Genomic DNA, 21,833 nt, shown 5'->3' with positions numbered 1-21,833 from the left:
CAGGCTGTCCGTCAGTGGCCGGCGGCGGCGAGCTTCACCGCATCGAGCAGCGCCGTATGCGATTGGATGAGATTGTCGACCGATGCTTGCGTCGAGGTCAGAATCTGCCCCGGCAGCACACCGTAGTAGACCGTCAGCAACACGAGCGGCGCGAAGATCGCGATCTCGCGGGGCGTGAGGTCCACCATGTCCTTGAGGCTCGCCTTCTCCAGCGCGCCAAAGACCACGCGCCGGTAGAGATAGAGCGCATAGGCGGCCGAGAAGATCACGCCGCTCGTCGCAAAGAGCGCCACCCAGCTATTGGCCTTGAAGGCGCCCGCCAGCGAGAGGAATTCTCCGATGAAGCCGGTCGTCCCCGGCAGGCCGACATTCGCCATGGTGAAGAGCATGAAGACGAAGGCGTAAACCGGCATACGATTCACCAGACCGCCATAGGCCGCAATCTCGCGGGTATGCATCCGGTCATAGATCACGCCAACGCAGAGGAAGAGCGCGCCCGATACGAATCCGTGCGAGATCATCTGGAACATGGCGCCCTGGACGCCCTGTGCGTTCATCGTGAAAAGGCCCATCGTGACATAGCCCATATGGGCCACGGACGAATAGGCAATGAGCTTTTTGATGTCTTCCTGCACAAGAGCGACCAGCGAGGTATAGACAATCGCGATGACCGACATCGCATACACGAGCGGCGCGAAATACACCGACGCATCCGGGAACATGGGCAGAGAGAAGCGGATGAAGCCGTAGCCGCCCATCTTCAACAGGATCGCCGCCAGGATCACCGAGCCCGCCGTCGGCGCCTCCACGTGTGCGTCAGGCAGCCAGGTGTGAACCGGCCACATCGGCATCTTCACCGCGAAAGAGGCGAAGAAAGCGAGCCAGAGCCAGGTCTGCATCTCCTTCGGGAAGTCCGTCTTCAGCAGCACCGTGATATCGGTCGTATGCGCCTGATTATACATCGCGAGGATCGCGATGAGCATCAGAAGCGAGCCGGCGAGCGTGTAAAGGAAGAACTTGAAGCTCGCATAGACACGGCGTTTGCCGCCCCAGATTCCGATGATCAGGAACATCGGAATGAGGCCGCCTTCGAAAAAGAGATAGAAGAGAACGAGATCGAGCGCGCAGAAGACGCCGATCATCAGGGTCTCGAGCACGAGGAAGGCGATCATATACTCCTTCACGCGTTTCGTGACCGACTCGAAGGACGCCAGGATCGCGAAAGGCATGACGAAAGTCGTGAGCAGCACGAGCGGCATGGAAAAGCCGTCGACGCCCATTTTGTAGATCAGACCGGAGCCAAACCAGTTCTTCTCCTCGACGAACTGGAAGGCCGGGTTCGAGGGATCAAAGCCCATCCAGATATAGAGCGAGAGCGCGAAGGTCGCGAGCGTCGTGAAGAATGTCGCCCAGCGAATGTTGCGCAGCGTCGCTTCGTCGTCGCCCCGCTGGGTCAGCAGGAATGCGGCGCCGACCAGCGGGAGAAACGTAAGGCCGGAAAGAATGCCGAACCCGAACATCAGCGAAGCCCTCCGGCGACAAACCAAGTGACAATGGCGGCGACGCCGATCAGCATGGCGAAAGCATAGTTGTAGATGAACCCTGTTTGCAGGCGCACGGCGATCCGCGCGCCATCCGCGACACGCGCCGCGACGCCGTCGGGACCGAGCCCGTCAATGATCGCGCCGTCTCCGCCCTTCCAGAAAAGACGACCGATCTTGAAGGCAGGCCTCACGATGATGGCGTCATAGAGCTCGTCGAAATACCACTTGTTCAGCAGGAACTGGTAGAGACGCGGCAGGGCGCCGGCCAGTTTTTGCGCGGTTCCGGGCGCGAGCACATAGACATAGAGCGACACCAGGAAGCCCAGCGCCATCATGGTCGAGGGCGCGAAGCCCACCCACGCCGGTATTTCGTGACGGGCGTGAAGGATGTGGTTGTGCTCGCCCGTGAAGAGCGCGCCCTTCCAGAATTCATCGTAATCGTGGCCCGCGAAATAAGGCTCGAAGACGAAGCCAGCGCCTATGGCGCCGAGCGCCAGAACCGCCAGCGGGACGAGCATTACTAGCGGGGACTCATGCGGGGAATGCTCGCCATGGCCATGATGGCCGTGGTCGTCGTGATGATGCGCATGGTCGTCCACGCCTTCCGCATGGGCGAGCTCCTGCGCGGTCGGCTCATCTTCTGCGTGGCTCTCGTGAACGTGATGGGTCGCGCGATGCCCGAAGAAGGTCATGAACACCAGACGCCACGAATAGAAGGAAGTCAGACCAGCCGCGACCACAGTCGACACGAAACCGAGCATGGCTGCCGTGCTGTGGGCGCTCGCGGCGTAGGCCGCCTCGATGATCCCGTCCTTCGAGAAGAAACCGGCGAAGCCGATTTCGGTGTGCGGAATGCCGAAGCCGGTGAGCGCGAGCGTTCCAATCGTCATCATCGCGAAGGTGAAGGGGATGTCCTTGCGCAGGCCGCCCATGTTGCGCATGTCCTGCTCGTGATGCATCGCGTGGATCACCGAGCCCGCGCCAAGGAACAGCAACGCCTTGAAGAAGGCATGGGTGAAGAGATGAAACACGCCGAGCGAATAGGCGCCGACGCCCTCCGCCACGAACATGTAACCGAGCTGCGAACAGGTCGAATATGCGATCACGCGCTTGATGTCGTTTTGCACCAGACCGACCGTCGCGGCGAAGAAGGCCGTCACCGCACCGATGAGCGTCACGAATTCCAGCGCGGCGGGAGCATGTTCGAAAACAGGCGAGAGGCGCGCGACCATGAAAACGCCAGCGGTCACCATGGTGGCCGCGTGAATGAGGGCGGAGACGGGCGTCGGACCCTCCATGGCGTCCGGCAGCCAGGTGTGCAGGAAGAACTGAGCCGATTTGCCCATCGCGCCGATGAAGAGCAGGAAAGCGGCAATCGTCAGCGCATCCACGTCCATGCCGAAGATGTGGATCGGCTTGCCCTCGAGACCCGGGACGGCGGCGAAAACCTCGTTGAAGCTCAGCGACTGCGTAAGCTGGAAAATAAGGAAGATTCCCAGCGCAAAGCCGAAGTCGCCGACGCGGTTGACGACGAAGGCCTTGATCGCCGCTGCGCAAGCCGACGGCTTTTCATACCAGAAGCCGATCAGGAGATAGGAGGCGAGGCCCACGCCCTCCCAGCCGAAGAACATTTGCACCAGATTGTCGGCCGTCACCAGCATGAGCATGGCGAAGGTGAAGAGCGACAGATAGGCGAAGAAGCGTGGCCGTGATGGGTCTTCGTGCATATAGCCGATCGAGTAGAGATGCACGAGGCTCGATACGGTGGTCACCACCACCAGCATGACAGCCGTAAGCGTATCGACGCGCAGCGCCCAGTCCACCTTCAGCGCGCCCACGGTCATCCAGTTCCCGAGAACCGGCGCGAAACCGTGATTATGCCCAATGGCGACGTCGAAGAAGACGATCCAGGACATAACGGCCGAGGCGAAGAGCAGGCCTGTCGTGATGAGCTCCGAAGGGCGCGGCCCGATCTTGCGCCCGAAGGCGCCGGCGATCAGAAAGCCGAGCAGCGGCAGGAAGACGATTGCTTGGATCATGGCTTTGGATCAGCCCTTCAAGGAATTGATGTCTTCGACCGCGATGGTTCCGCGGTTGCGATAGAAGGCCACGAGGATCGCGAGGCCGATGGCCGCCTCGGCGGCGGCGACCGTGAGCACGAAGAGCGCGAACACCTGACCCACCAGATCCCCGAGCGCCTGCGAGAAGGCGACGAAGTTGAGATTGACGGACAGAAGGATCAACTCCACCGACATGAGGATGACGATGATGTTCTTCCTGTTGAGAATGATGCCCGCGACGCCGAGCGTGAAGAGGATCGCGGCGACGACGAGGTAGTGAGTGAGGCCAATGGTCATGTAAGCTTCCTCGTTATACGCCGGTCCGGAACGGGACTTTCTTTATCTCGATCACGTTCTTCCGGTTGCGCGCATTCTGTTCGTCGATCTTCTGACGCTTCACGTTCGGTTTGTGATGGAGCGTGAGAACGATCGCGCCGATCATGGCCGTAAGTAGGACCAGCGCCGACGCCTGAAAGAAGATCACATATTTTGTGTAGAGCACCTGTCCCAACGCAGCCGTGTTGGAAACATTCGCGGCGATGGGCGTCTCGAGCAGGCTCTTCGACGTTTCAGCCGGCTGCCAGCCGATGGCGACCATGCCGAGCTCCGCGAGCACCACCACGCCGACGGCCGCGCCGACGGGCAGATATTTCGCGAAACCTTGCTTGAGCTCAGCGAAATCCACGTCGAGCATCATGACGACGAACAGGAACAGCACCGCCACCGCGCCGACGTAGACCACAATCAATATCATGGCGAGGAACTCGGCGCGCGCCAGCAGGAACAGCCCCGCGCCATTACAGAAGGCGAGGATGAGAAACAGCACCGAATGCACCGGATTGCGTGCGAAGATCACCACGCAGGCCGACGCGATCATGATCGTCGCGAAGATGTAGAAAAATACAGCCGCCACGGCCTCATCCTCTCGTATAGAGCGCGCGGCTCCCGCCGCGGCTCGCGTTCTGTCGTTACCGGTAGGGCGCGTCCAGCGCGATGTTGCGCGCGATCTCGCGCTCCCAGCGCGCCCCGTTCTCGAGCAGGCGCTCCTTGGTGTAGTAAAGCTCCTCGCGCGTCTCGGTCGCGAATTCCTGGTTCGGCCCCTCGACGATGGCGTCCACCGGGCAAGCCTCCTGGCAGAAACCGCAGTAGATGCATTTCACCATGTCGATGTCGTAGCGCGTCGTCCGGCGCGTGCCGTCATTGCGGCGTGGACCGGCCTCGATGGTGATGGCCTGCGCGGGGCAGATGGCCTCGCAGAGCTTGCAGGCAATGCAGCGCTCCTCGCCGTTCGGATAGCGACGGAGCGCATGCTCTCCGCGGAAACGCGGCGACTGCGGGTTACGCTCGTGCGGATAATTTATCGTCGCCTTCGGCTTGAAGAAGTAGCGCATCGACAACAGGAAGGCGCCGACGAACTCCGACAGGAAAAGCGACTTGGCGGCTTGGTCTAGTCTCATGACGGGTCCTCAGCTCGCGACTGCCGCGCCGCCGAACTGCAACACGGCGGCGACGATGATGACCATGGCGAGCGAGATCGGTAGGAAGATTTTCCAGCCAAGACGCATCAGCTGATCGTAGCGGTAGCGCGGGACGAAAGCCTTCACCATGGCGAAGAAGAAGAAGAAGAAGCTCACCTTCAGGATGAACCAGATCACGCCCGGGACCCACGTAAAGGGCGCGATATTCGCCGGGGGTAGCCAGCCGCCGAAGAACAGAATCGTCAGCAGTGCGCACATGGTCACGATCGCCACATATTCGGCGAGCATGAACAGCACATAAGGCGTCGCCGAATATTCGATCATGAAACCCGCGACGAGTTCGGACTCGGCCTCGACGAGGTCGAAGGGCGGCCTGTTCGTTTCCGCCAGCGCGGAGACGAAGAAGATGACGAACATGGGGAACAGGCGCAGCCAGTACCATCCGGCCATGCCGTAGGGCGTATCCTGCGCACGCACGATGTCGGTGAGGTTCAGCGAACCGGCGCAAAGCAAAACTGTGATGATGACGAAGCCGATGGAGACTTCATAGGACACCATCTGAGCCGCCGAGCGCAGAGCCGACAGGAATGGATATTTCGAGTTCGACGCCCAGCCGCCCATGATCACGCCGTAGACGCCGAGCGACGACAGGGCGAAGATATAGAGGATGCCAACATTGATGTTGGCGACGACCCAGCCGTCTGCGACCGGCACCACCGCCCAGGCCGCGATCGAAAGCGTCGCCATGATGAAGGGCGCGAAAAGGAAAATCCCCTTGTTGGCCGTATCCGGAATAACCGGTTCTTTCAGAGCGAATTTGATGAAGTCTGCAAAGCTTTGCAGCAGGCCCCAGGGGCCGACGACGTTCGGACCGCGGCGCAACTGCACTGCCGCCCAAATTTTGCGGTCGGCCAGAATGACATAGGCCACATAGATCAGCAGGACGACCGCGATCAGCACGCTCTTGATGATCGCGAGCAGAACGGGGCTCTCGGCAAGATAGGCCGTAATGGCGTTCCAGGATTCTGACACGTGATCGCTCCTATTCCGCCGCCTGCTTCAGCCGGCCCTGCGCGAGGGCCGAGCAATCCGCCATGACCGCCGAGGCGCGCGCGATCGGATTGGTGAGATAGAAATCGCCGATCGCGGGGACAAAGGGATCCTTCATCGCGACCGCCGGATGGTTGGCGAGCCTTGCCACATCTCCGGCCTGTCCGGCTTCGATCTGATCGATGCGGGCGAAATGCGGGTGAGCCACGACGAGCTTCTTGCGCAGTTCGGCGAGCGAATCGAAAGGCAGCGCCTGGCCCACAACCGCCGACAGCGCGCGCAGAATGGCCCAGTCTTCACGCGCCTCGCCTGGCGGGAAGACCACGCGTGACGCGAGCTGCACGCGACCCTCAGTATTCACGTAGAGCCCCGATTTCTCTGTATAGGCGGCGCCGGGAAGGATCACATCGGCGCGATGCGCGCCACGATCCCCGTGCGTGCCGATATAGACGACGAAAGCGCCAGGTTCGATCGCGATTTCATCGGCGCCGAGGTTGAACAGCAAGTCCACGGCGCCCACCTTCGCCATGGCCTGGGCGTCGAGACCGCCTGCCGCCGGCGTGAACCCGAGATCCAGCGCGCCGACGCGGGACGCGGCCGTATGCAGAACGGAGAAGCCGTTCCATCCATCGCTCACGCCACCGAGCTTCTGCGCCGCCTGGGCGGCGAGTGCGAGAATGGCGTCGCCGTCGGGGCGCGAAATGGCGCCCTGCCCGACAATCACCAGGAGCTTGCCGACCGGCTTGCCTTCCTGAATGAACCGCAGGAGTGAGTCGGCGCCGGCTCCGAGATAGTCGTAATCGTAGGTAAGATCCGCTTTTTCGCCGATGAGCGAGATCTTGAAGTCGCCCTTGAGCCAGCGCTTGCGGATGCGTGCGTTGAGGACCGGCGATTCCTTGCGCGGATTGGAGCCGACGATCAGCAACGCATCCGCATGGTCGATGCCGGCGACTGTCGAATTGAAGATGTAGGAGGCGCGGCCGAACTTCGGATCGAGCCTGGCGCCATCCTGACGGCAGTCGATGTTCGGCGAGCCGAGCTGCTGCATCAGCAGCTTGAGCGCGAAAATCTCCTCGGCGGCGGCGAGATCGCCGACCAGCGCGCCCGTGCGGGCGGGGGCCGTCGTCTTGCGTTTGGCGGCTATGGCTTCGAAAGCCTCCTGCCACGTCGCGGGACGCAGCCGGCCATTCACGCGCACATAGGGACGATCCAGGCGCTGGGTCTTCAGCCCATCGACAATCTGGCGCGTCTTGTCGGAGATCCACTCCTCATTCACAAGATCGTTGACGCGCGGCAGAATGCGGATGACCTCCCGGCCGCGTGAATCGACGCGGATAGACGAGCCGAGCGCGTCCATGACGTCGATGGTGTCGGTCTTCTGATATTCCCACGGACGCGCACGGAAGCTCTGGGGCTTCGGCAGCAGCGCGCCGACCGGGCAGAGATCGGCGACATTGCCCTGAAGCTCCGAAGTCATGGCGCTTTCAAGATAGGTCGTGATCTCCATATCCTCGCCGCGGCCGATGGCGCCCATGTCACCGGTGCCCGCGACTTCCGCCGTGAAGCGGACGCAGCGCGTGCAGTGGATGCAGCGGTTCATCTCGGTCTTGACGAGGACGCCGATATATTTGTCCTCTACCGCGCGCTTGTTCTCGTGGAAGCGCGAAGAGTCGCCGCCGAAGGCCAGAGCCTGGTCCTGCAAATCGCACTCGCCGCCCTGATCGCAGATCGGGCAGTCGAGCGGATGGTTGACGAGCAGGAACTCCATGACGCCTTCGCGGGCCTTCTTCACCATGGGCGACTTGGTGAGAACTTCCGGCGGCGCGCCGTTCGGGCCGGGACGCAGGTCCTTGACCGACATCGCGCAGGACGCCTGCGGCTTGGGCGGACCGCCCTTCACCTCGACGAGGCACATGCGGCAGTTGCCCGCAATGGACAGGCGCTCATGGTAGCAGAAGCGCGGCACCTCAGCGCCCGCCTGCTCGCATGCCTGGAGAAGCGTGAACTCTCCCGGAACGTCCACTTCGACGCCGTCGACGAGAATCTTTGTCACTTCGCTCTCTCCGAAGTCGTGATGCGCTGGTTCATGATCACTCCGCCGCCTCGCGCACGGGCTCCGGATGCGGATTCGCCGTATACTGATCGATGCGCTGCTCGATCACGTCACGGAAATGCATGATGAGGCCCTGGATTGGCCAGGCGGCTGCATCGCCCAGCGCGCAGATGGTGTGACCCTCGATCTGTTTCGACACGTCGAAGAGCATGTCGATTTCACGCTTGTGGGCGCGGCCTTCCACCATGCGCTGAACGACGCGATACATCCAGCCCGTGCCCTCGCGGCAGGGCGTGCACTGGCCGCAGCTCTCGTGCTTGTAGAAATAGGCGAGGCGCGCAATGGCGCGAATGATGTCCGTGGACTTGTCCATGACGATCACCGCCGCCGTGCCGAGGCCCGAGCCCAGTTTCACGAGGCTGTCGAAATCCATCGGGCAGTCGATGATCTGATCCGCCGGAACGCAGCGCACCGACGAGCCGCCGGGAATGACCGCAAGCAGATTGTCCCAGCCGCCCCTTATGCCGCCGCAATGCGTATCGATCAACTCGCGGAAGGGGATCGACATGGCTTCTTCGACGTTACAGGGGCGGTTGACGTGCCCGGAGATCGAGAAAAGCTTGGTGCCCGTATTGTTGGGCTTGCCGATGCCGGCGAACCAGCCGGGACCGCGGCGCAGGATCGTCGGCACGACCGCGATCGACTCGACGTTGTTGACCGTCGTCGGGCAACCGTAAAGGCCGACATTGGCCGGAAACGGCGGCTTCAGGCGCGGCATGCCCTTCTTGCCTTCGAGGCTCTCGATGAGCGCCGTCTCCTCGCCGCAGATATAAGCTCCTGCGCCGTGATGCACGTAGAGATCGAAGGGATAGCCGTGAATATTGTTCTTGCCGATGAGGTTCGCCTCATAGGCTTCGTCGACCGCCTTCTGCAGGGCGATGCGCTCGGCGATGAATTCGCCGCGCACGTAGATGTAGCAGGCGTGCGCACCCATGGCGTAGCTCGCGACGAGCGCGCCCTCGACCAGCGTATGCGGGTCGTTGCGCATGATCTCGCGGTCCTTGCAGGTGCCCGGTTCGGACTCGTCCGCGTTGATGACGAGATAATGCGGCCGCTTGGGATCGACGTCCTTGGGCATGAAGGACCATTTCAGGCCCGTCGAAAAACCCGCGCCGCCGCGGCCACGCAGGCCCGACGCCTTCACCTCTTCGATGATCCTGTCGCGCCCCTTGGCGAGCAGCGCCTTGGTGTTGTCCCACTGTCCCCGCGCGCGGGCGCCCGCCAGCGAGCGGTCGCCGAGGCCGTAAAGGTTGGTGAAAATACGATCTGAATCGGAGAGCATGTTGTCTTTCCCCTCCGCTTATTTCTGGCCGTAGAGCGAGGTCAGGCTCGTCAGCCCGCCCTCGGGCTCCGAGGAAACGCGACCCTTCTGAGAGCCGGTCTTGACGGGGCGGCCGGCCGCGAGATCGTCCAGCAGCTTTTCGAAGTTCTCGGCGGTCAGGTCCTCGTAATAGTCGTCGTTGATCTGCACCATCGGCGCATTGCAGCAGGCGCCGAGGCACTCGACCTCGAGCCAGGAGAACATGCCGTCCGCCGTGACCGTGCGCTGCGGACCGACACGGCGCTCGAGCACCCTGATGAGATCGTCCGAGCCGCAGAGCATGCAGGGCGTCGTGCCGCAGAGCTGGATGTAGAACTTCCCAACCGGCGCGAGGTTGAACATCGTATAGAAGGTCGCGACCTCGAGCACGCGAATCTTCGGCATGCCGAGCGTCTCGGCGACCTTCTCGATCGCCTTTTGCGGCAGCCAGTAGTTGTTCTGTTTCTGCGCCTGCCACAGGGCCGGCACAACTGCGGAGGCCTGGCGGCCATCGGGATATTTGGCGATCTGCTTTTCGAGCCAGGCCTTGTTTTCAGGCGTGAACTCGAAGCTCTCGGGCTGTTGCTCGGCGAGACGACGGACGGACATTAGCGATCGACCTCCCCGAAGACGATATCGAGCGAGCCCAGGATCGCCGAGACGTCGGCGAGCATGTGGCCCTTGCACATGAAATCCATGGACGCGAGATGCGCGAAGCCCGGCGCGCGGATCTTGCAGCGGTAAGGCTTGTCTCCGCCGTCTGACACGAGATAGACGCCGAATTCGCCCTTGGGCGCCTCGACCGCGGCGTAGACCTCGCCGGCCGGTACGTGGAAGCCCTCGGTGAAGAGCTTGAAGTGATGGATGAGCGCCTCCATGGAGCGCTTCATCTCGCCGCGCGAAGGCTGCGTGATCTTGTGGTTCGGCGTCAGCGCCGGGCCGCGGCCGTCGGCGCGCATCAGCTTCTCGACGCACTGCTTCATGATGAACGTCGACTGACGCATCTCCTCCATGCGGATGACGGCGCGGTCGTAGCAATCGCCGTTCTTGCCGACGGGGATGTCGAATTCCATTTCCTCGTAACACTCATAGGGCTGCGCCTTGCGCAGGTCCCAGGCCGCGCCGGAACCGCGGACCATCACGCCCGAAAATCCCCATTTCCAGGCGTCCTCGAGCGAAATGACGCCGATGTCGACGTTGCGCTGCTTGAAGATGCGGTTCTCGATGAAAAGCTCCTCGAGATCGTCGCACACCTTCAGGAAGGGATCGCAGAAGGCGCCGATGTCCTCGACGAGCTGGTCCGGCAGATCGCGCGCGACGCCGCCCGGACGGAAGTAGTTGGCGTGCATGCGGGCGCCGGAAGCGCGCTCATAGAACACCATGAGCTTCTCGCGCTCTTCATAGCCCCACAACGGCGGTGTGAGCGCGCCGACGTCCATCGCCTGCGACGTTACGTTCAGAAGATGCGACAGGAGACGGCCGATTTCCGCGTAAAGGACGCGGATGAGCTGGCCACGGCGCGGGACTTCCACATCGAGCAAACGCTCGATCGCGAGGCAGAAGGCGTGCTCCTGATTCATCGGCGCGCAGTAATCGAGCCGGTCGAAATAGGGCACGTTCTGGAGATAGGTGCGCGCCTCCATCAGCTTCTCGGTGCCGCGATGGAGGAAGCCCACATGCGGATCGACGCGCTCGACGACTTCGCCGTCGAGTTCGAGGATCAGGCGCAAAACGCCGTGCGCCGCCGGATGCTGCGGGCCGAAGTTGATGTTGAAGTTGCGCAGGCCCTGTGAATCGGGCTTCGTCTGCGTCACGGTCTGATCGTTCACGACGTTTCCGCCTCGGTTAAAGCTTCATATCGACGCCGGCTTTTTTCATCTCGCCCACTGCGTGTTCGAGCGCGCGCGGCAAGACGTAAGAGCGCATGATCTCCTGAACCTCCGGCAGCCGTCCCATCATGATCGGCATCTTGGCGAGGATCGATCTGCCGACCGGCGACGAATAGAACTTGTTCAGCGCCACGAGCTCGTCCTTCGTGAATATGTCGAGCATCAGGAGAATCGTCGCCCGCTCGGTCACTGCCGCGTCGTCGACAAAGGCGCTCTTGAAGAATGCATCCATGAACATGGACGCCTGCTTCTCGTCAAGACCTGGGTTCTTCGCCTTGAGCTGCGCGAGCAAACCCTGCCGCATCGGCGGGATGGATTTCTCGAGCATCTCCTTCATGCCGAAGGTTTTCATATACTCGCGCGCAGCCGCGAGGGTCGCGGGATCGTAGGATTTCAGCTTTTCATCGAACTTGTCGGGCGCAACGTCGAGGCCCCGCGCCGTGGCGCAGGAAACGACAAGCGCAAAGCCGACAATGATCGATAAAAGGGCGCGTCTCATCAAGACTGGCCCTTCGCCTTCTCGTCGCCAGGCAGGTCGTATTGCACGCCCTCCCACGGCGAGAGGAAATCGAAGTTGCGGTATTCCTGCTGAAGGCGCACGGGTTCATAGACGACGCGCTTGCGTTCGTCGTCGTAGCGCACCTCGACATAGCCCGACATGGGGAAGTCCTTGCGCAGCGGATGCCCCTCGAAACCATAGTCGGTCATGATGCGACGCAGGTCAGGATGACCCGAGAAGATCACGCCGAAGAGGTCGTAGGTCTCCCGCTCGTACCAGTCGGCGCCCGGAAAGAGCGGAACCAGCGAGGCCACGGGGGTTTCTTCCGAGGCAGGCGTTTTGATCCGGATGCGGCGATTGTGCTTCGGCGACTGAAAATGCGCCACCACCTCGAAGCGCTCGTCGCGCTCCGGATAGTCCGCGGCGGTCACGTCGACAATGTTGACGAAAAGGCACTCCGAATCGTCGCGCAAATAGGTCGCGACCTCGATCCAGCGATCGCGGGCGATCGTGAGCGTCAGCTCGCCATAGGCGATCTTCACTCCCGTCACTGCGCCGGGAAGTGCGCCGCCGATCCGCGCGCCGAGTGTTTCCAGTTCAGCCGACATCCGTCACTTTTCCTTAAGCTCTCGCGTCGCCGCGCCCCTCTCCCCGCGCGCGGCGCGGGCAGAGGGAATGACTTACCGCTCGATCGTGCCGGTGCGGCGGATCTTTTTCTGCAACAGCAGCATGCCGTAGACCAGCGCCTCCGCCGACGGCGGGCAGCCCGGGACGTACACGTCCACGGGAATCACGCGATCGCAGCCGCGCACCACCGAATAGGAATAGTGGTAGTAGCCGCCGCCATTCGCGCAGGAGCCCATGGAGATGACGTAGCGGGGCTCCGGCATCTGGTCATAGACCTTGCGCAGCGCCGGCGCCATCTTGTTGGTGAGCGTGCCGGCGATGATGATACAGTCCGACTGGCGCGGGCTGGCCCGCGGAGCGAAGCCGAAGCGCTCGAGATCGTAGCGCGGCATGGCCGCCTGGATCATTTCCACCGCGCAGCAGGCGAGCCCGAAAGTCATCCACATGAGCGAGCCCGTACGCGCCCAGTTGATGACGTCGTCCGTCGCCGTCACGAAGAAGCCCTTATCGGCCAGTTCCTCGTTGATCTGGAGAAAGAACGGATCGTCCGAGCCCACCGGCTTGCCGGTGCGCGGATCGATGAGGCCCTTGGCCTGCGGGGCGACGAGCGTCCCGCCCTGGTTCGTGATCAATCCCATTCCAGCGCTCCCTTGCGCCACTCGTAGACGAAGCCGACGGTCAGCACGCCGAGGAAAACCATCATCGACCAGAATCCGAAGGCCCCGGCCTCCTTGAAGGCCACGGCCCAGGGGAAGAGAAAGGCCACTTCGAGATCGAACACGATGAAGAGCAGCGACACGAGATAGAAGCGCACATCGAATTTCATGCGCGAATCGTTGAACGGATTGAAGCCGCACTCATAGGCGGAGAGCTTCTCCGGATCCGGCGCCTTGAAGGCGAGCAGGAAGGGCGCGACGAGCAGTGCGCCAGCGATGACCGCGGAGAGCGCGATGAAGATCACCAGCGGCATATATTGTTCGAGCAGCATCGGCATGGGTCGTGTCCGGTCGGTCCGACGGTGCGGCGGGGCGAAGGCCGCTTTATCGGGAGCTTCAACTTGGAAAAGCTCCAGGCCGCGGGTTCCGTAACAAAGCCCCTTGTGCAAAGCAAGAGACAACGACGGCTGCTCCGCAGTTATGTCGATTTCGCCGCAGACGGCGCAGGCCGGCAAGGCGGCGTTAGCCCTGCCCTCCCTCGGCCAGGCAGTCGGCGACAAAAGCGGCCGCCGTCATCTCGGCAAATCGCGCCTCGCGCCGGGAGAGCGCCTCGGGGTCGGCGCCCCAGGCCCGCATCTGGAAGTCCTCGTCGATATGGGCCGCCCCCCAGGCGGTCGCAAGGTCTATTTCCTTCAATGCTTTAGCAAGCGCGAGAATCAGCGAGCCGGTGAGCGTCGTCATGACATGCAGCGCCGCCAGCCGCAGCGGCGCCGCCTCGCCCTCGCCAACATAGGCGCGCACGGCCCGGGCGAGGGCTTCGACCGATTCCTCCGGCTGCGCCGCGAACATCACCCCCTCCGCAAGCGCGAGCCTTGCGCCGAGCTTGTCGCGCGCGAAGGAGACGAGCGGATCCCACGCGGCCCTTTGCGCCGCAACGAGGCTCTCGGGCTCTCCGGCGCGGTAACAGAGCATGTCGGAACCGGCATATTTGACGAGTTCCGCCTCCACTTCCGCCATTTGCCCGGCGACGCCGTCCAGGGCCGAATTCACGAGCCTCGTGAGCGGCATGGTCGCGGGATCGATCTTTTCCCCCTGCCCGGCCCATTCGGCCGCGAGCGCCTCTGCGAGCGCCCGCGAGGGGACGACGATCTGGCGCCTGGCCGGGGTGTTGACCGGCCGTCCGTCGAGCAGGATCCTGAAGCCCTTCTCCGTCTCGCCGACGCTCGCCTCTTTGTAGAATCGTTTCGGCAGGGGTCGGGCGGGATCCCGCGCCGCCTTCACCGGATCGCGCTCGCCCTGCTCTACGAAGAAATCGGCGTCGAAGCCGGTCGGGTTTTTGGGCGTCATGTCAGTCCCTTGGAAGCTGGAAGCCTGAGCCGGGCGCCCCGGCGGCCGGGGCTGGCCATGATGCGCCGGCGGACCGGGGAAACTTCGCTACGCGTCCGGCGCGTCCTCGATCGGATCGTACTGCTTCACGTCAAAGCCGAAGAGGTCCCAGCTTTGTTGCATATGGTCGGGCAAAGGGGCGGTCACGTCCAGCATCCCGCCTTTCGGATGCGGCAGGATCAACCGCCGCGCCAAAAGATGAAGCTTGCGCTCGAGCCCGTCGGGCATGGCCCGCAACGGATCCCGACGGCGCACCTCGTCCTCCGGTCGATGCCCGTATTTCGGGTCGCCGAAAATCGGATGGCCGATGGCCTCGGCATGGGCGCGCAGCTGATGGGTGCGGCCGGTGAGCGGCTTCATCGACAGCCAGGCGCAGCGCGGCGCCACCTTGTCGACGATCGCGTAATAGGTCAGCGAATGCTGGGCGTCCGCGTCGCCATGTTTCGCGATCCGCATCTTTTCGAGCTCGCGACCGGCGCCGCGGGTCTTCTCCATGCCGGGACCTTTGGCGAGATAGAGCGAAACTCGGCCCTGCGCCGGCTTCGGCACGCCCTCGACCAGCGCCCAGTAGAACTTCTTGGCCTGCCGCGAGCGGAAGATTTCGCCGAGATCCGCCGCCATGCGGCGGCTTTTCGCGACGAGCAGCACGCCGGAGGTGTCGCGGTCGAGGCGGTGCACGAGAACCGGGCGCGAATCGCCTTTGGCAAGCGATTCCAGCATGCCGTCGACATGGCGCTTCTGGCCGGAGCCGCCCTGCGTCGCGAGGCCGAACGGCTTGTTGAGCACCATCAAGTCCTTGTCCTCGAACAAGGTCATTGCCCGGATCGCTCCGGCGTCCTCGGGCGCGGCGCGCTTGACGGCGGGGCTCGCCGGCGGCTCGATCCTGAGCGGCGGCACGCGGACCTTCTGGCCCTCCTCGAGCCGCGTCGAGGTCTCGACCCGCCGGCCGTCGACGCGCACCTCGCCCTTGCGGCATATCTTGGCGAGATGCGACAAGGCGAGCGTGGGGTAGCGGCGCCGGAACCAGCGGTCCACGCGCATGCCCGCCTCGTCCTCGGTGACGGTTGTGGTGGTCACGCCCACGCCCTGAGTTTCGGGGGCGCTCATGCGGCGTCTCGTTGCGGATAAAACGGCATCGCCGCCTTATGGCCCAAAGCGCGCCTCATTGTCGATGGCGAGCGTTCGCAAAGCCTGCCAAAGGACCCTCTCACAGGAACCTCTCCATGTCCGATTCCTTTATGTCCGATTTCTACGGTCCCGCCCATCGCGAACTCCAGGACGCCTTCGAGACGCGCCGCCTCGCCGATCTCATGGAGGGCGGCGTGATGCACGCCGAGCTCGCCCCACAGGAGGCGGCGTTCATCGAGGCCCGCGACATGTTCTTCCTGGCGAGCGTCGATCCCGGCGGCCGGCCGACGGTCTCCTACAAGGGCGGCGCGCCGGGTTTCGTGCGCGTGAATGGTCCGAAAACCCTCGTCTTCCCCTGGTTCGACGGGAACGGCATGTATTATTCGGCAGGCAATATCGCGCAAAACGCCAGGGTCGGCCTGTTGTTCATCGACTTCGAGACGCCCAACCGGCTGCGTGTCCAGGGCGAGGCGACCGTTGCGCGACCCCGCCGAGATCGCCCGGGTTCCGGGGGCGCAGTTTCTCGTCTCGGTCGCCATCGAATCGATCTGGGTCAACTGTCCGCGCTACATTCACCCGCACCGCCGGGTCTCGACATCGAGATATGTGCCGGACGCCGCGGGCGCGGCGCCGCTGCCCGGATGGAAGCGCCTCGACATCGCACAGGACGCGATTCGCGAGGAGGATCGCGCGAGAGTCGACGCGGCGGGCGGAGTGATCGATCAGGACGCCTATGCGGCCCTGGTGTCGCGGGGGGAGGGGTGATCGGACGTCGACGGACCCGCCGCGCCCTTCCCCCGGCGCGCCGCGTCCGATAGTCTTTGCGCAACCATCCCGCGAGAGCCCCCATGCAAGAGCGTTCCGGCGAAGCTGCCCTGTTCGACCGCGCGGTTCTGGATTCGCGTATCGCTTTTGTCTCGGCGAGTTTCCTGCTGGCCTACGGCTTTTCGGCGCTGCTCGACCGCGTGGGCGCGCCGGAACGTTTCGTCGCCGCGGCGCCACCCTGGTTCACGGTCGTGGCGCTGGCGGCGCTGGGTTTCCTGCTCCACTCCATGCGGGTCTCTTTCTATTATGCCGGGGGGCGGGCGATTCCAGCCGCCTATTCCGGCTTCGCCAACGCCGCTGTGGCGGTCTCGCTGCTCCTCCCCTTCGCGACGCGACTCGCCGGCCACAGCTGGTGGATCGGCGTCGTCTGCGGCGCCTTTCTCGGCCTCGCCGTTACGGCGCTTTTCCTCGGGCCGCTCCTCCGCCGGACCGGCGTCTTCTCGCTTTCGGGCTTCCTTGCCGCGCGCTTTCCGCGCACGCTGCCACGCTTCGGCCTGATCCTGGCCATCAGCCTGTCCTCCGGCCTGCTTGCTGTCGCCGGAAGCCAGATGGCCGTCGACGCCCTGGTCGAACTGACCGGAGCGGGCCGAGTCTTCTCGGCCTTCACCATTGCGGCGGCCGGGCTGGTGATCGCCGGCCCCGGCGGCCTTGGCGCCGCGGTCTGGGCCGCGGCCGCCGCAGCTGGCGTCGCACTGCTTGGCTTTGGCTGGCCAGTCGCCGCGCTCGACTTTCAGGGCCAGTTGCCCGTCGGCCTCTTCGGCGGCGCTGGCTGGAAGGAGGCAGGCGAGCTTTTCACCGGGTGGAAGCTCATGCCGGACCCCATGGGGATCTTCGTCGAGATTGGCGCCACGATCGCCATGGCGCTCGGCGTAGCCACGCTCGCGCCGGTCCTCGCGCCGGCGGTCACGACGGAGACGCCCGAGTCCGCCCGCGCTTCCGGCGTTCTCACATTGGGCTGGAGCCTCCTTTTCGGGCTGCTCATCGCCGCCGCCATCGCCGCCTCGGCCCTCAGCCTCGCCGCCTCCGTCTCCGGCCGGAGCGCCGAGCGCCTGCCGGCTTCGGTCTTTGCAGCGAGCAGCCGGGGGCTCGTCGCCGTCTGCGAAGCAAGGGTCGCAACCCCCTCCCAGGCGCAGCGGGCCTGCGCGGCGCAAGGCATTGCGCCCGGGACGCCGCTCACGCCCGCCAATGTGCGGCCCGTCGACGGCGATTACCTTCTCGGCGCCCTGCCCGGCGCGACCGATCTCGGCGCGGCCGCCTCGGGCCTCGTGACCTCGGCGCTTGTCGCCTTCGGCGTGCTGCTCGCGGGCATGGGACTTCAGACATGCAGCGCCGCGGTCGGCAATGACGCGCTTTATCGGCTTCGCGGCGAGGTCGACCTCACGAGCCGCCGGCTCGCTATCACGCGGCTCGCGCTCGTCGTCGTCGCGACCGGCGCTTATGTGGCCAGCGTGACCCAGATCGTCACGCCCGGCGGCCTGATCGCGCTGGCGCTCGCGGTCTCCGCGGCCTGCGTTGCGCCCGCGCTCGCCCTGGCTTTCTGGGATCGGGCCGACGACCGCGAAGCCTTTTTCGCGCTTGTCTCGGGCGCCGCAACCCTCGCGGCGGCGCTTTTCATCGCCGGACCGGCCCGCAAGATCGAGGTCTATGCCCTGGCCGCGCTGGCTGGCGCCACCGTCGCCGTCGCGGCGGGCGTCGTTTCCGCCCTGGCGTCGAATCAGGAGAAGCCTCTCGCGCAATCCTTCGTCAGGCGGATGCTCCACGGAGACGGAGCGATCGCCGCGCCTGATAAGGGGGCGTGAAGCCGCTCACACCCTCCCGGAACGCCCCCTATCCTTTCCGGCGAATTCTGCTATATGGACCGCGCACGCTTGGCCTCGCCAGGCGGCCCCGCCATTGGGGACCTCGCTGGACGACATCCCGGCCAAGGCCCCCGCCGGCGGATCACTCCCAACAAAAGGAACGACGGATGTCGATCACGGCCGAGCGCAAGCAGGCGCTCATCAAGGAATATTCCACGAAAGCCGACGATACGGGCTCGCCCGAGGTCCAGGTTGCGATCCTCACGGAGCGCATCGTCAACCTCACTGAGCATTTCAAGACGCATGTGAAGGACAATCACTCGCGTCGCGGCCTGCTGAAGCTCGTCTCCCAGCGCCGCCAGCTTCTCGATTATGTGAAGAAGCGGGACGAAGCCCGCTACAGGAGCCTGATCGAGCGGCTGGGCATTCGCCGCTAAGACACGCCTTGCGAAAGCGGCGCGACAAGCAGGCGCCGCTTTCGTTTTTCAGGGCGCCGGACGCGCCCCAAACAGATCCAGCGCGAACACCGTCATGGCAGGATCGCCGGACGCTGCGTGACGAAAGATCGACGATTCCGCAGCCTCTCGCCGTCTTGCTCATGACGAACCGGCTGGTTCATCGAGAGAAAGACCAAGCATGTTCGAAGTACACCGCGAAGAACTCGACTGGGCCGGGCGCAAGCTCGTCCTCGAGACCGGAAAAGTCGCCCGCCAGGCCGACGGCGCCGTGATGGCCTCCTGGGGCGAGACGACCGTTCTCGCCACCGTCGTCTCCGCCAAGGCCCCCAAGCCGGGGCAGGACTTCTTCCCCCTCACCGTCAATTATCAGGAAAAGGCCTTCGCGGCCGGCCGCATTCCGGGCGGCTATTTCAAACGCGAAGGCCGGCCTTCGGAGCGCGAGACGCTCGTCTCCCGCCTGATCGACCGTCCGATTCGCCCGCTCTTCCCCGACGGCTACCGCTGCGACACGCAGGTCATCGTCACCGTGCTGTCGCATGACCTCGAGAACGACCCGGACATCCTCGCGATGGTCGCGGCCTCTGCCGCGCTGACGCTCTCCGGCGTTCCCTTCATGGGTCCGATCGGCGGCGCGCGCGTCGGCCTCGTTAATGGTCAGCTCAAGCTCAATCCGACCATTGAGGAGATGAAGCTCTCCGACCTCGACCTCGTCGTCGCCGGCACCCATGACGCCGTGCTGATGGTGGAGTCGGAGGCCAAGGAGCTTTCCGAAGAAACGATGCTCGAGGCGGTGATGACGGGCCATCGCGGCTTCCAGCCGGTGATCGACGCCATCATCCGCCTGGCCGAACGCGCCGCCAAGGACCCGCGCGAGCTGATCCTGCCCGACACCTCGGAGCTTTCGGCGGCCATCGCCAAGCACGCCGAAGCCGGGCTGCGCGAGGCGTACAAGATCACCATCAAGCAGGATCGCTACGCCGCCGTCGACGCCGTGAAGGCGAAGGCGATCGCCGAGCTTTTTCCGGAAGGTTCGGAGCCGCCCTACACCAAGGAGCAGGTCGCCGAAGCGTTCAAGGAGCTTCAGGCCAAGGTCGTGCGCTGGAACATCCTCGACACGGGCGTGCGCATCGACGGCCGCGACGTGAAGACGGTGCGTCCGATCATTTCCGAGGTCGGCGTCCTGCCGCGCGCCCATGGTTCGGCGCTCTTCACCCGCGGCGAGACGCAGGCGCTCGTCGTCGCGACGCTCGGCACGGGGGAAGACGAGCAATTCGTCGATTCGCTCGAGGGCACCTACAAGGAGCGGTTCCTGCTCCATTATAACTTCCCGCCCTATTCCGTGGGCGAGACGGGCCGCATGGGCTCGCCCGGCCGCCGCGAGATCGGCCACGGCAAGCTCGCCTGGCGCGCCATCCGTCCGATGCTGCCGGCCGCCGCGGAATTCCCCTACACGCTGCGCGTCGTCTCCGAGATCACCGAATCGAACGGTTCGTCGTCCATGGCCACGGTCTGCGGCGCCTCGCTGGCGCTGATGGACGCGGGCGTGCCGATCAAGGCGCCGACCGCCGGCATCGCCATGGGCCTCATCCTCGAAGGCGAGCGCTTCGCGGTTCTCTCCGACATTCTCGGCGACGAGGATCACCTCGGCGATATGGACTTCAAGGTGGCGGGCACGTCAAATGGCGTGACCTCGCTGCAGATGGACATCAAGATCGCCGGCATCACCGAGGAAATCATGCGCGTCGCCCTTGCCCAGGCGAAGGACGGCCGCCTGCACATTCTCGGCGAGATGGCGAAGGCCATCACCAGCTCGCGCGCCGAGCTCGGCGAATTCGCGCCGCGCATCGAGACGATGAAAATCCCCACCGACAAGATCCGCGACGTGATCGGCTCGGGCGGCAAGGTGATCCGCGAGATCGTCGAGAAGACCGGCGCCAAGATCAACATCGAGGACGACGGCACGGTGAAGGTCGCCTCCTCTGACGCCAATTCGATCAAGGCGGCGATCAACTGGATCAAGTCGATCGCGTCCGATCCGGAAGTCGGCATGATCTACGAGGGCACCGTGGTGAAGACCGCCGACTTCGGCGCCTTCGTCAACTTCTTCGGCGCCAAGGACGGCCTCGTCCACATTTCGCAGCTCTCGAAGCAGCGCGTGGCCAAGACGACCGACGTGGTGAAGGAAGGCGACCGCGTGAAGGTGAAGCTCCTGGGCTTCGACGATCGCGGCAAGGTTCGCCTCTCGATGCGCGCCGTCGATCAGGCCACGGGCGAAGACCTCGAGGCCAAGGAGAAGGCCGAGCGCGAGGCCGCCAACGCGGCCGACGCCGAGTAACAGACCGCGCCCATCGCGAAGAAAGACGCGAGCCGTCCGGCGCACCGGGCGGCTCTTTTTTTGGGGAAGGCCATGTTCCGCAGAGCCATTCTTGTCGCCGCGCTCGCCGCGGCTCCGGCCGCACAGGCGGACCCGGATTATTCCCGCGTCCTCGACGCCGAGACCTTCTCGGCGCAGAACAACGGCGACACGGATCGCGCCGTGCTGGTCGACAACGGCGATTCCGGCGCCGACCTCTACATCTATCTGGCGCTCGACCCTTCCGCTGATCCGGCAAAGCCGCCCAAGCCCGCGCTGGTCAAGAAGGCGGCCGCCTGGAGCGGCGGCATATGGGGCTCCCGCCCCTCGCTCGAAACCAACGCCAAGGGTTCCCTCCTCATAAAATCCGAGAACACAGGCGTCGGCCGCGATAAATGGACGCAATCGCTGACGGTCGTCTATCGCAACAAGGACTTCGTCGTCGCCGGCCTCACGCGCGACGCCTATGATTCCCTCGAGCCCAATTCGGCCCACAGCTGCGACCTCAACTTCCTCACCGGCAAGGGCAAGAAAGACGGCAAGCCGATCGACGTGAAGTTTCCGGTAAAGAAGCTCACTGACTGGTCGGACGGCGATTTGCCGAAGGAATGCGCCTTCTAAAAAAGACTTGCCCGCGCCGCTGGCGCCTTATCTAATTTCGGCGAAGA

Annotated in this window: 20 protein-coding genes and 1 pseudogene; 5 read left to right on the top strand and 16 right to left on the bottom strand. The window is 64.1% G+C overall.

The window, feature by feature from the left end:
- Positions 1-11: 11 nt before the first annotated feature.
- The 16 genes from WOC76_RS07960 to WOC76_RS07885 all read right to left on the bottom strand — a co-directional run bounded on the left by WOC76_RS07960 (position 12) and on the right by WOC76_RS07885 (position 15,709).
- Entirely contained in the window at positions 12-1,520 is a 1,509-nt protein-coding gene (locus tag WOC76_RS07960) for an NADH-quinone oxidoreductase subunit M (protein ID WP_341107762.1), read from the bottom strand.
- A complete protein-coding gene (nuoL, locus tag WOC76_RS07955) occupies positions 1,520-3,583 on the bottom strand; it encodes an NADH-quinone oxidoreductase subunit L (protein WP_341107764.1) in 2,064 nt (687 codons plus the stop codon). The genes WOC76_RS07960 and nuoL overlap by 1 nt, the downstream gene beginning before the upstream one ends.
- A 9-nt stretch (positions 3,584-3,592) precedes the next feature.
- On the bottom strand, positions 3,593-3,901 hold the full coding sequence (nuoK, locus tag WOC76_RS07950) for an NADH-quinone oxidoreductase subunit NuoK (protein ID WP_341107766.1): 309 nt from the start codon (positions 3,899-3,901) through the stop codon (positions 3,593-3,595).
- Positions 3,902-3,914: 13 nt separating this feature from the next.
- Positions 3,915-4,517 carry an NADH-quinone oxidoreductase subunit J gene (locus WOC76_RS07945; protein ID WP_341107767.1) on the bottom strand — a complete coding sequence of 201 codons (603 nt, stop codon included), beginning with the start codon at positions 4,515-4,517 and terminating at the stop codon, positions 3,915-3,917.
- Between the two features lie 55 nt (positions 4,518-4,572).
- Positions 4,573-5,061 (bottom strand): NADH-quinone oxidoreductase subunit NuoI, encoded by a 489-nt coding sequence (gene nuoI / locus WOC76_RS07940; RefSeq protein ID WP_341107768.1) that lies wholly within the window; start codon positions 5,059-5,061, stop codon positions 4,573-4,575.
- Between the two features lie 9 nt (positions 5,062-5,070).
- Positions 5,071-6,114: an NADH-quinone oxidoreductase subunit NuoH gene (gene nuoH, locus WOC76_RS07935; RefSeq protein WP_341107771.1), complete on the bottom strand. Its 1,044-nt coding sequence runs from the start codon at positions 6,112-6,114 to the stop codon at positions 5,071-5,073.
- 10 nt (positions 6,115-6,124) lie between these two features.
- Complete coding sequence (nuoG, locus tag WOC76_RS07930; protein ID WP_341387906.1) at positions 6,125-8,185, bottom strand: NADH-quinone oxidoreductase subunit NuoG; 2,061 nt, start codon at positions 8,183-8,185, stop codon at positions 6,125-6,127.
- 37 nt (positions 8,186-8,222) lie between these two features.
- Positions 8,223-9,527 carry an NADH-quinone oxidoreductase subunit NuoF gene (gene nuoF, locus WOC76_RS07925; RefSeq protein ID WP_341107773.1) on the bottom strand — a complete coding sequence of 435 codons (1,305 nt, stop codon included), beginning with the start codon at positions 9,525-9,527 and terminating at the stop codon, positions 8,223-8,225.
- An 18-nt stretch (positions 9,528-9,545) separates the two neighbouring features.
- Positions 9,546-10,154 (bottom strand): NADH-quinone oxidoreductase subunit NuoE, encoded by a 609-nt coding sequence (gene nuoE / locus WOC76_RS07920; RefSeq protein ID WP_341107774.1) that lies wholly within the window; start codon positions 10,152-10,154, stop codon positions 9,546-9,548.
- Positions 10,154-11,374: an NADH-quinone oxidoreductase subunit D gene (locus WOC76_RS07915; protein ID WP_341107775.1), complete on the bottom strand. Its 1,221-nt coding sequence runs from the start codon at positions 11,372-11,374 to the stop codon at positions 10,154-10,156. The genes nuoE and WOC76_RS07915 overlap by 1 nt, the downstream gene beginning before the upstream one ends.
- 16 nt (positions 11,375-11,390) lie before the next feature.
- On the bottom strand, positions 11,391-11,933 hold the full coding sequence (locus WOC76_RS07910) for a DUF2059 domain-containing protein (RefSeq protein WP_341107777.1): 543 nt from the start codon (positions 11,931-11,933) through the stop codon (positions 11,391-11,393).
- A complete protein-coding gene (locus tag WOC76_RS07905) occupies positions 11,933-12,541 on the bottom strand; it encodes an NADH-quinone oxidoreductase subunit C (protein ID WP_341107779.1) in 609 nt (202 codons plus the stop codon). The genes WOC76_RS07910 and WOC76_RS07905 overlap by 1 nt, the downstream gene beginning before the upstream one ends.
- Before the next feature lie 72 nt (positions 12,542-12,613).
- The gene (locus WOC76_RS07900; RefSeq protein ID WP_341387903.1) at positions 12,614-13,198 is read right to left on the bottom strand and encodes a NuoB/complex I 20 kDa subunit family protein; all 585 of its coding nucleotides are present in this window, start codon (positions 13,196-13,198) and stop codon (positions 12,614-12,616) included.
- Positions 13,189-13,554: an NADH-quinone oxidoreductase subunit A gene (locus WOC76_RS07895; protein ID WP_341107781.1), complete on the bottom strand. Its 366-nt coding sequence runs from the start codon at positions 13,552-13,554 to the stop codon at positions 13,189-13,191. Before WOC76_RS07895 ends, WOC76_RS07900 begins: the two co-directional genes overlap by 10 nt.
- A 184-nt stretch (positions 13,555-13,738) precedes the next feature.
- Entirely contained in the window at positions 13,739-14,563 is an 825-nt protein-coding gene (locus tag WOC76_RS07890) for an ATP12 family chaperone protein (RefSeq protein WP_341107783.1), read from the bottom strand.
- Positions 14,564-14,650: 87 nt separating this feature from the next.
- Positions 14,651-15,709, bottom strand: a complete 1,059-nt coding sequence (locus WOC76_RS07885) for an RluA family pseudouridine synthase (RefSeq protein ID WP_341387900.1) — start codon at positions 15,707-15,709, stop codon at positions 14,651-14,653.
- A gap of 131 nt (positions 15,710-15,840) precedes the next feature.
- Between WOC76_RS07885 and WOC76_RS07880 the strand changes: the two are divergent.
- The 5 genes and pseudogenes from WOC76_RS07880 to WOC76_RS07860 all read left to right on the top strand — a co-directional run bounded on the left by WOC76_RS07880 (position 15,841) and on the right by WOC76_RS07860 (position 21,786).
- Positions 15,841-16,495 (top strand): annotated as a pseudogene (locus WOC76_RS07880) (pyridoxamine 5'-phosphate oxidase family protein).
- 83 nt (positions 16,496-16,578) lie between these two features.
- Positions 16,579-18,354: a sodium:solute symporter gene (locus tag WOC76_RS07875; RefSeq protein WP_341387898.1), complete on the top strand. Its 1,776-nt coding sequence runs from the start codon at positions 16,579-16,581 to the stop codon at positions 18,352-18,354.
- Positions 18,355-18,521: 167 nt separating this feature from the next.
- On the top strand, positions 18,522-18,791 hold the full coding sequence (rpsO, locus tag WOC76_RS07870; RefSeq protein WP_341107789.1) for a 30S ribosomal protein S15: 270 nt from the start codon (positions 18,522-18,524) through the stop codon (positions 18,789-18,791).
- Between the two features lie 199 nt (positions 18,792-18,990).
- Positions 18,991-21,147 carry a polyribonucleotide nucleotidyltransferase gene (gene pnp / locus WOC76_RS07865; RefSeq protein WP_341387896.1) on the top strand — a complete coding sequence of 719 codons (2,157 nt, stop codon included), beginning with the start codon at positions 18,991-18,993 and terminating at the stop codon, positions 21,145-21,147.
- A 72-nt stretch (positions 21,148-21,219) separates the two neighbouring features.
- Complete coding sequence (locus WOC76_RS07860) at positions 21,220-21,786, top strand: hypothetical protein (protein ID WP_341107791.1); 567 nt, start codon at positions 21,220-21,222, stop codon at positions 21,784-21,786.
- Positions 21,787-21,833: the final 47 nt, after the last annotated feature.

Source organism: Methylocystis sp. IM3, assembly GCF_038070105.1.
Classification (GTDB): Bacteria; Pseudomonadota; Alphaproteobacteria; order Rhizobiales; family Beijerinckiaceae; genus Methylocystis.
Note: the sequence above shows the minus strand (reverse complement) of the source record. Positions and strands in the feature narration are given on the sequence as shown.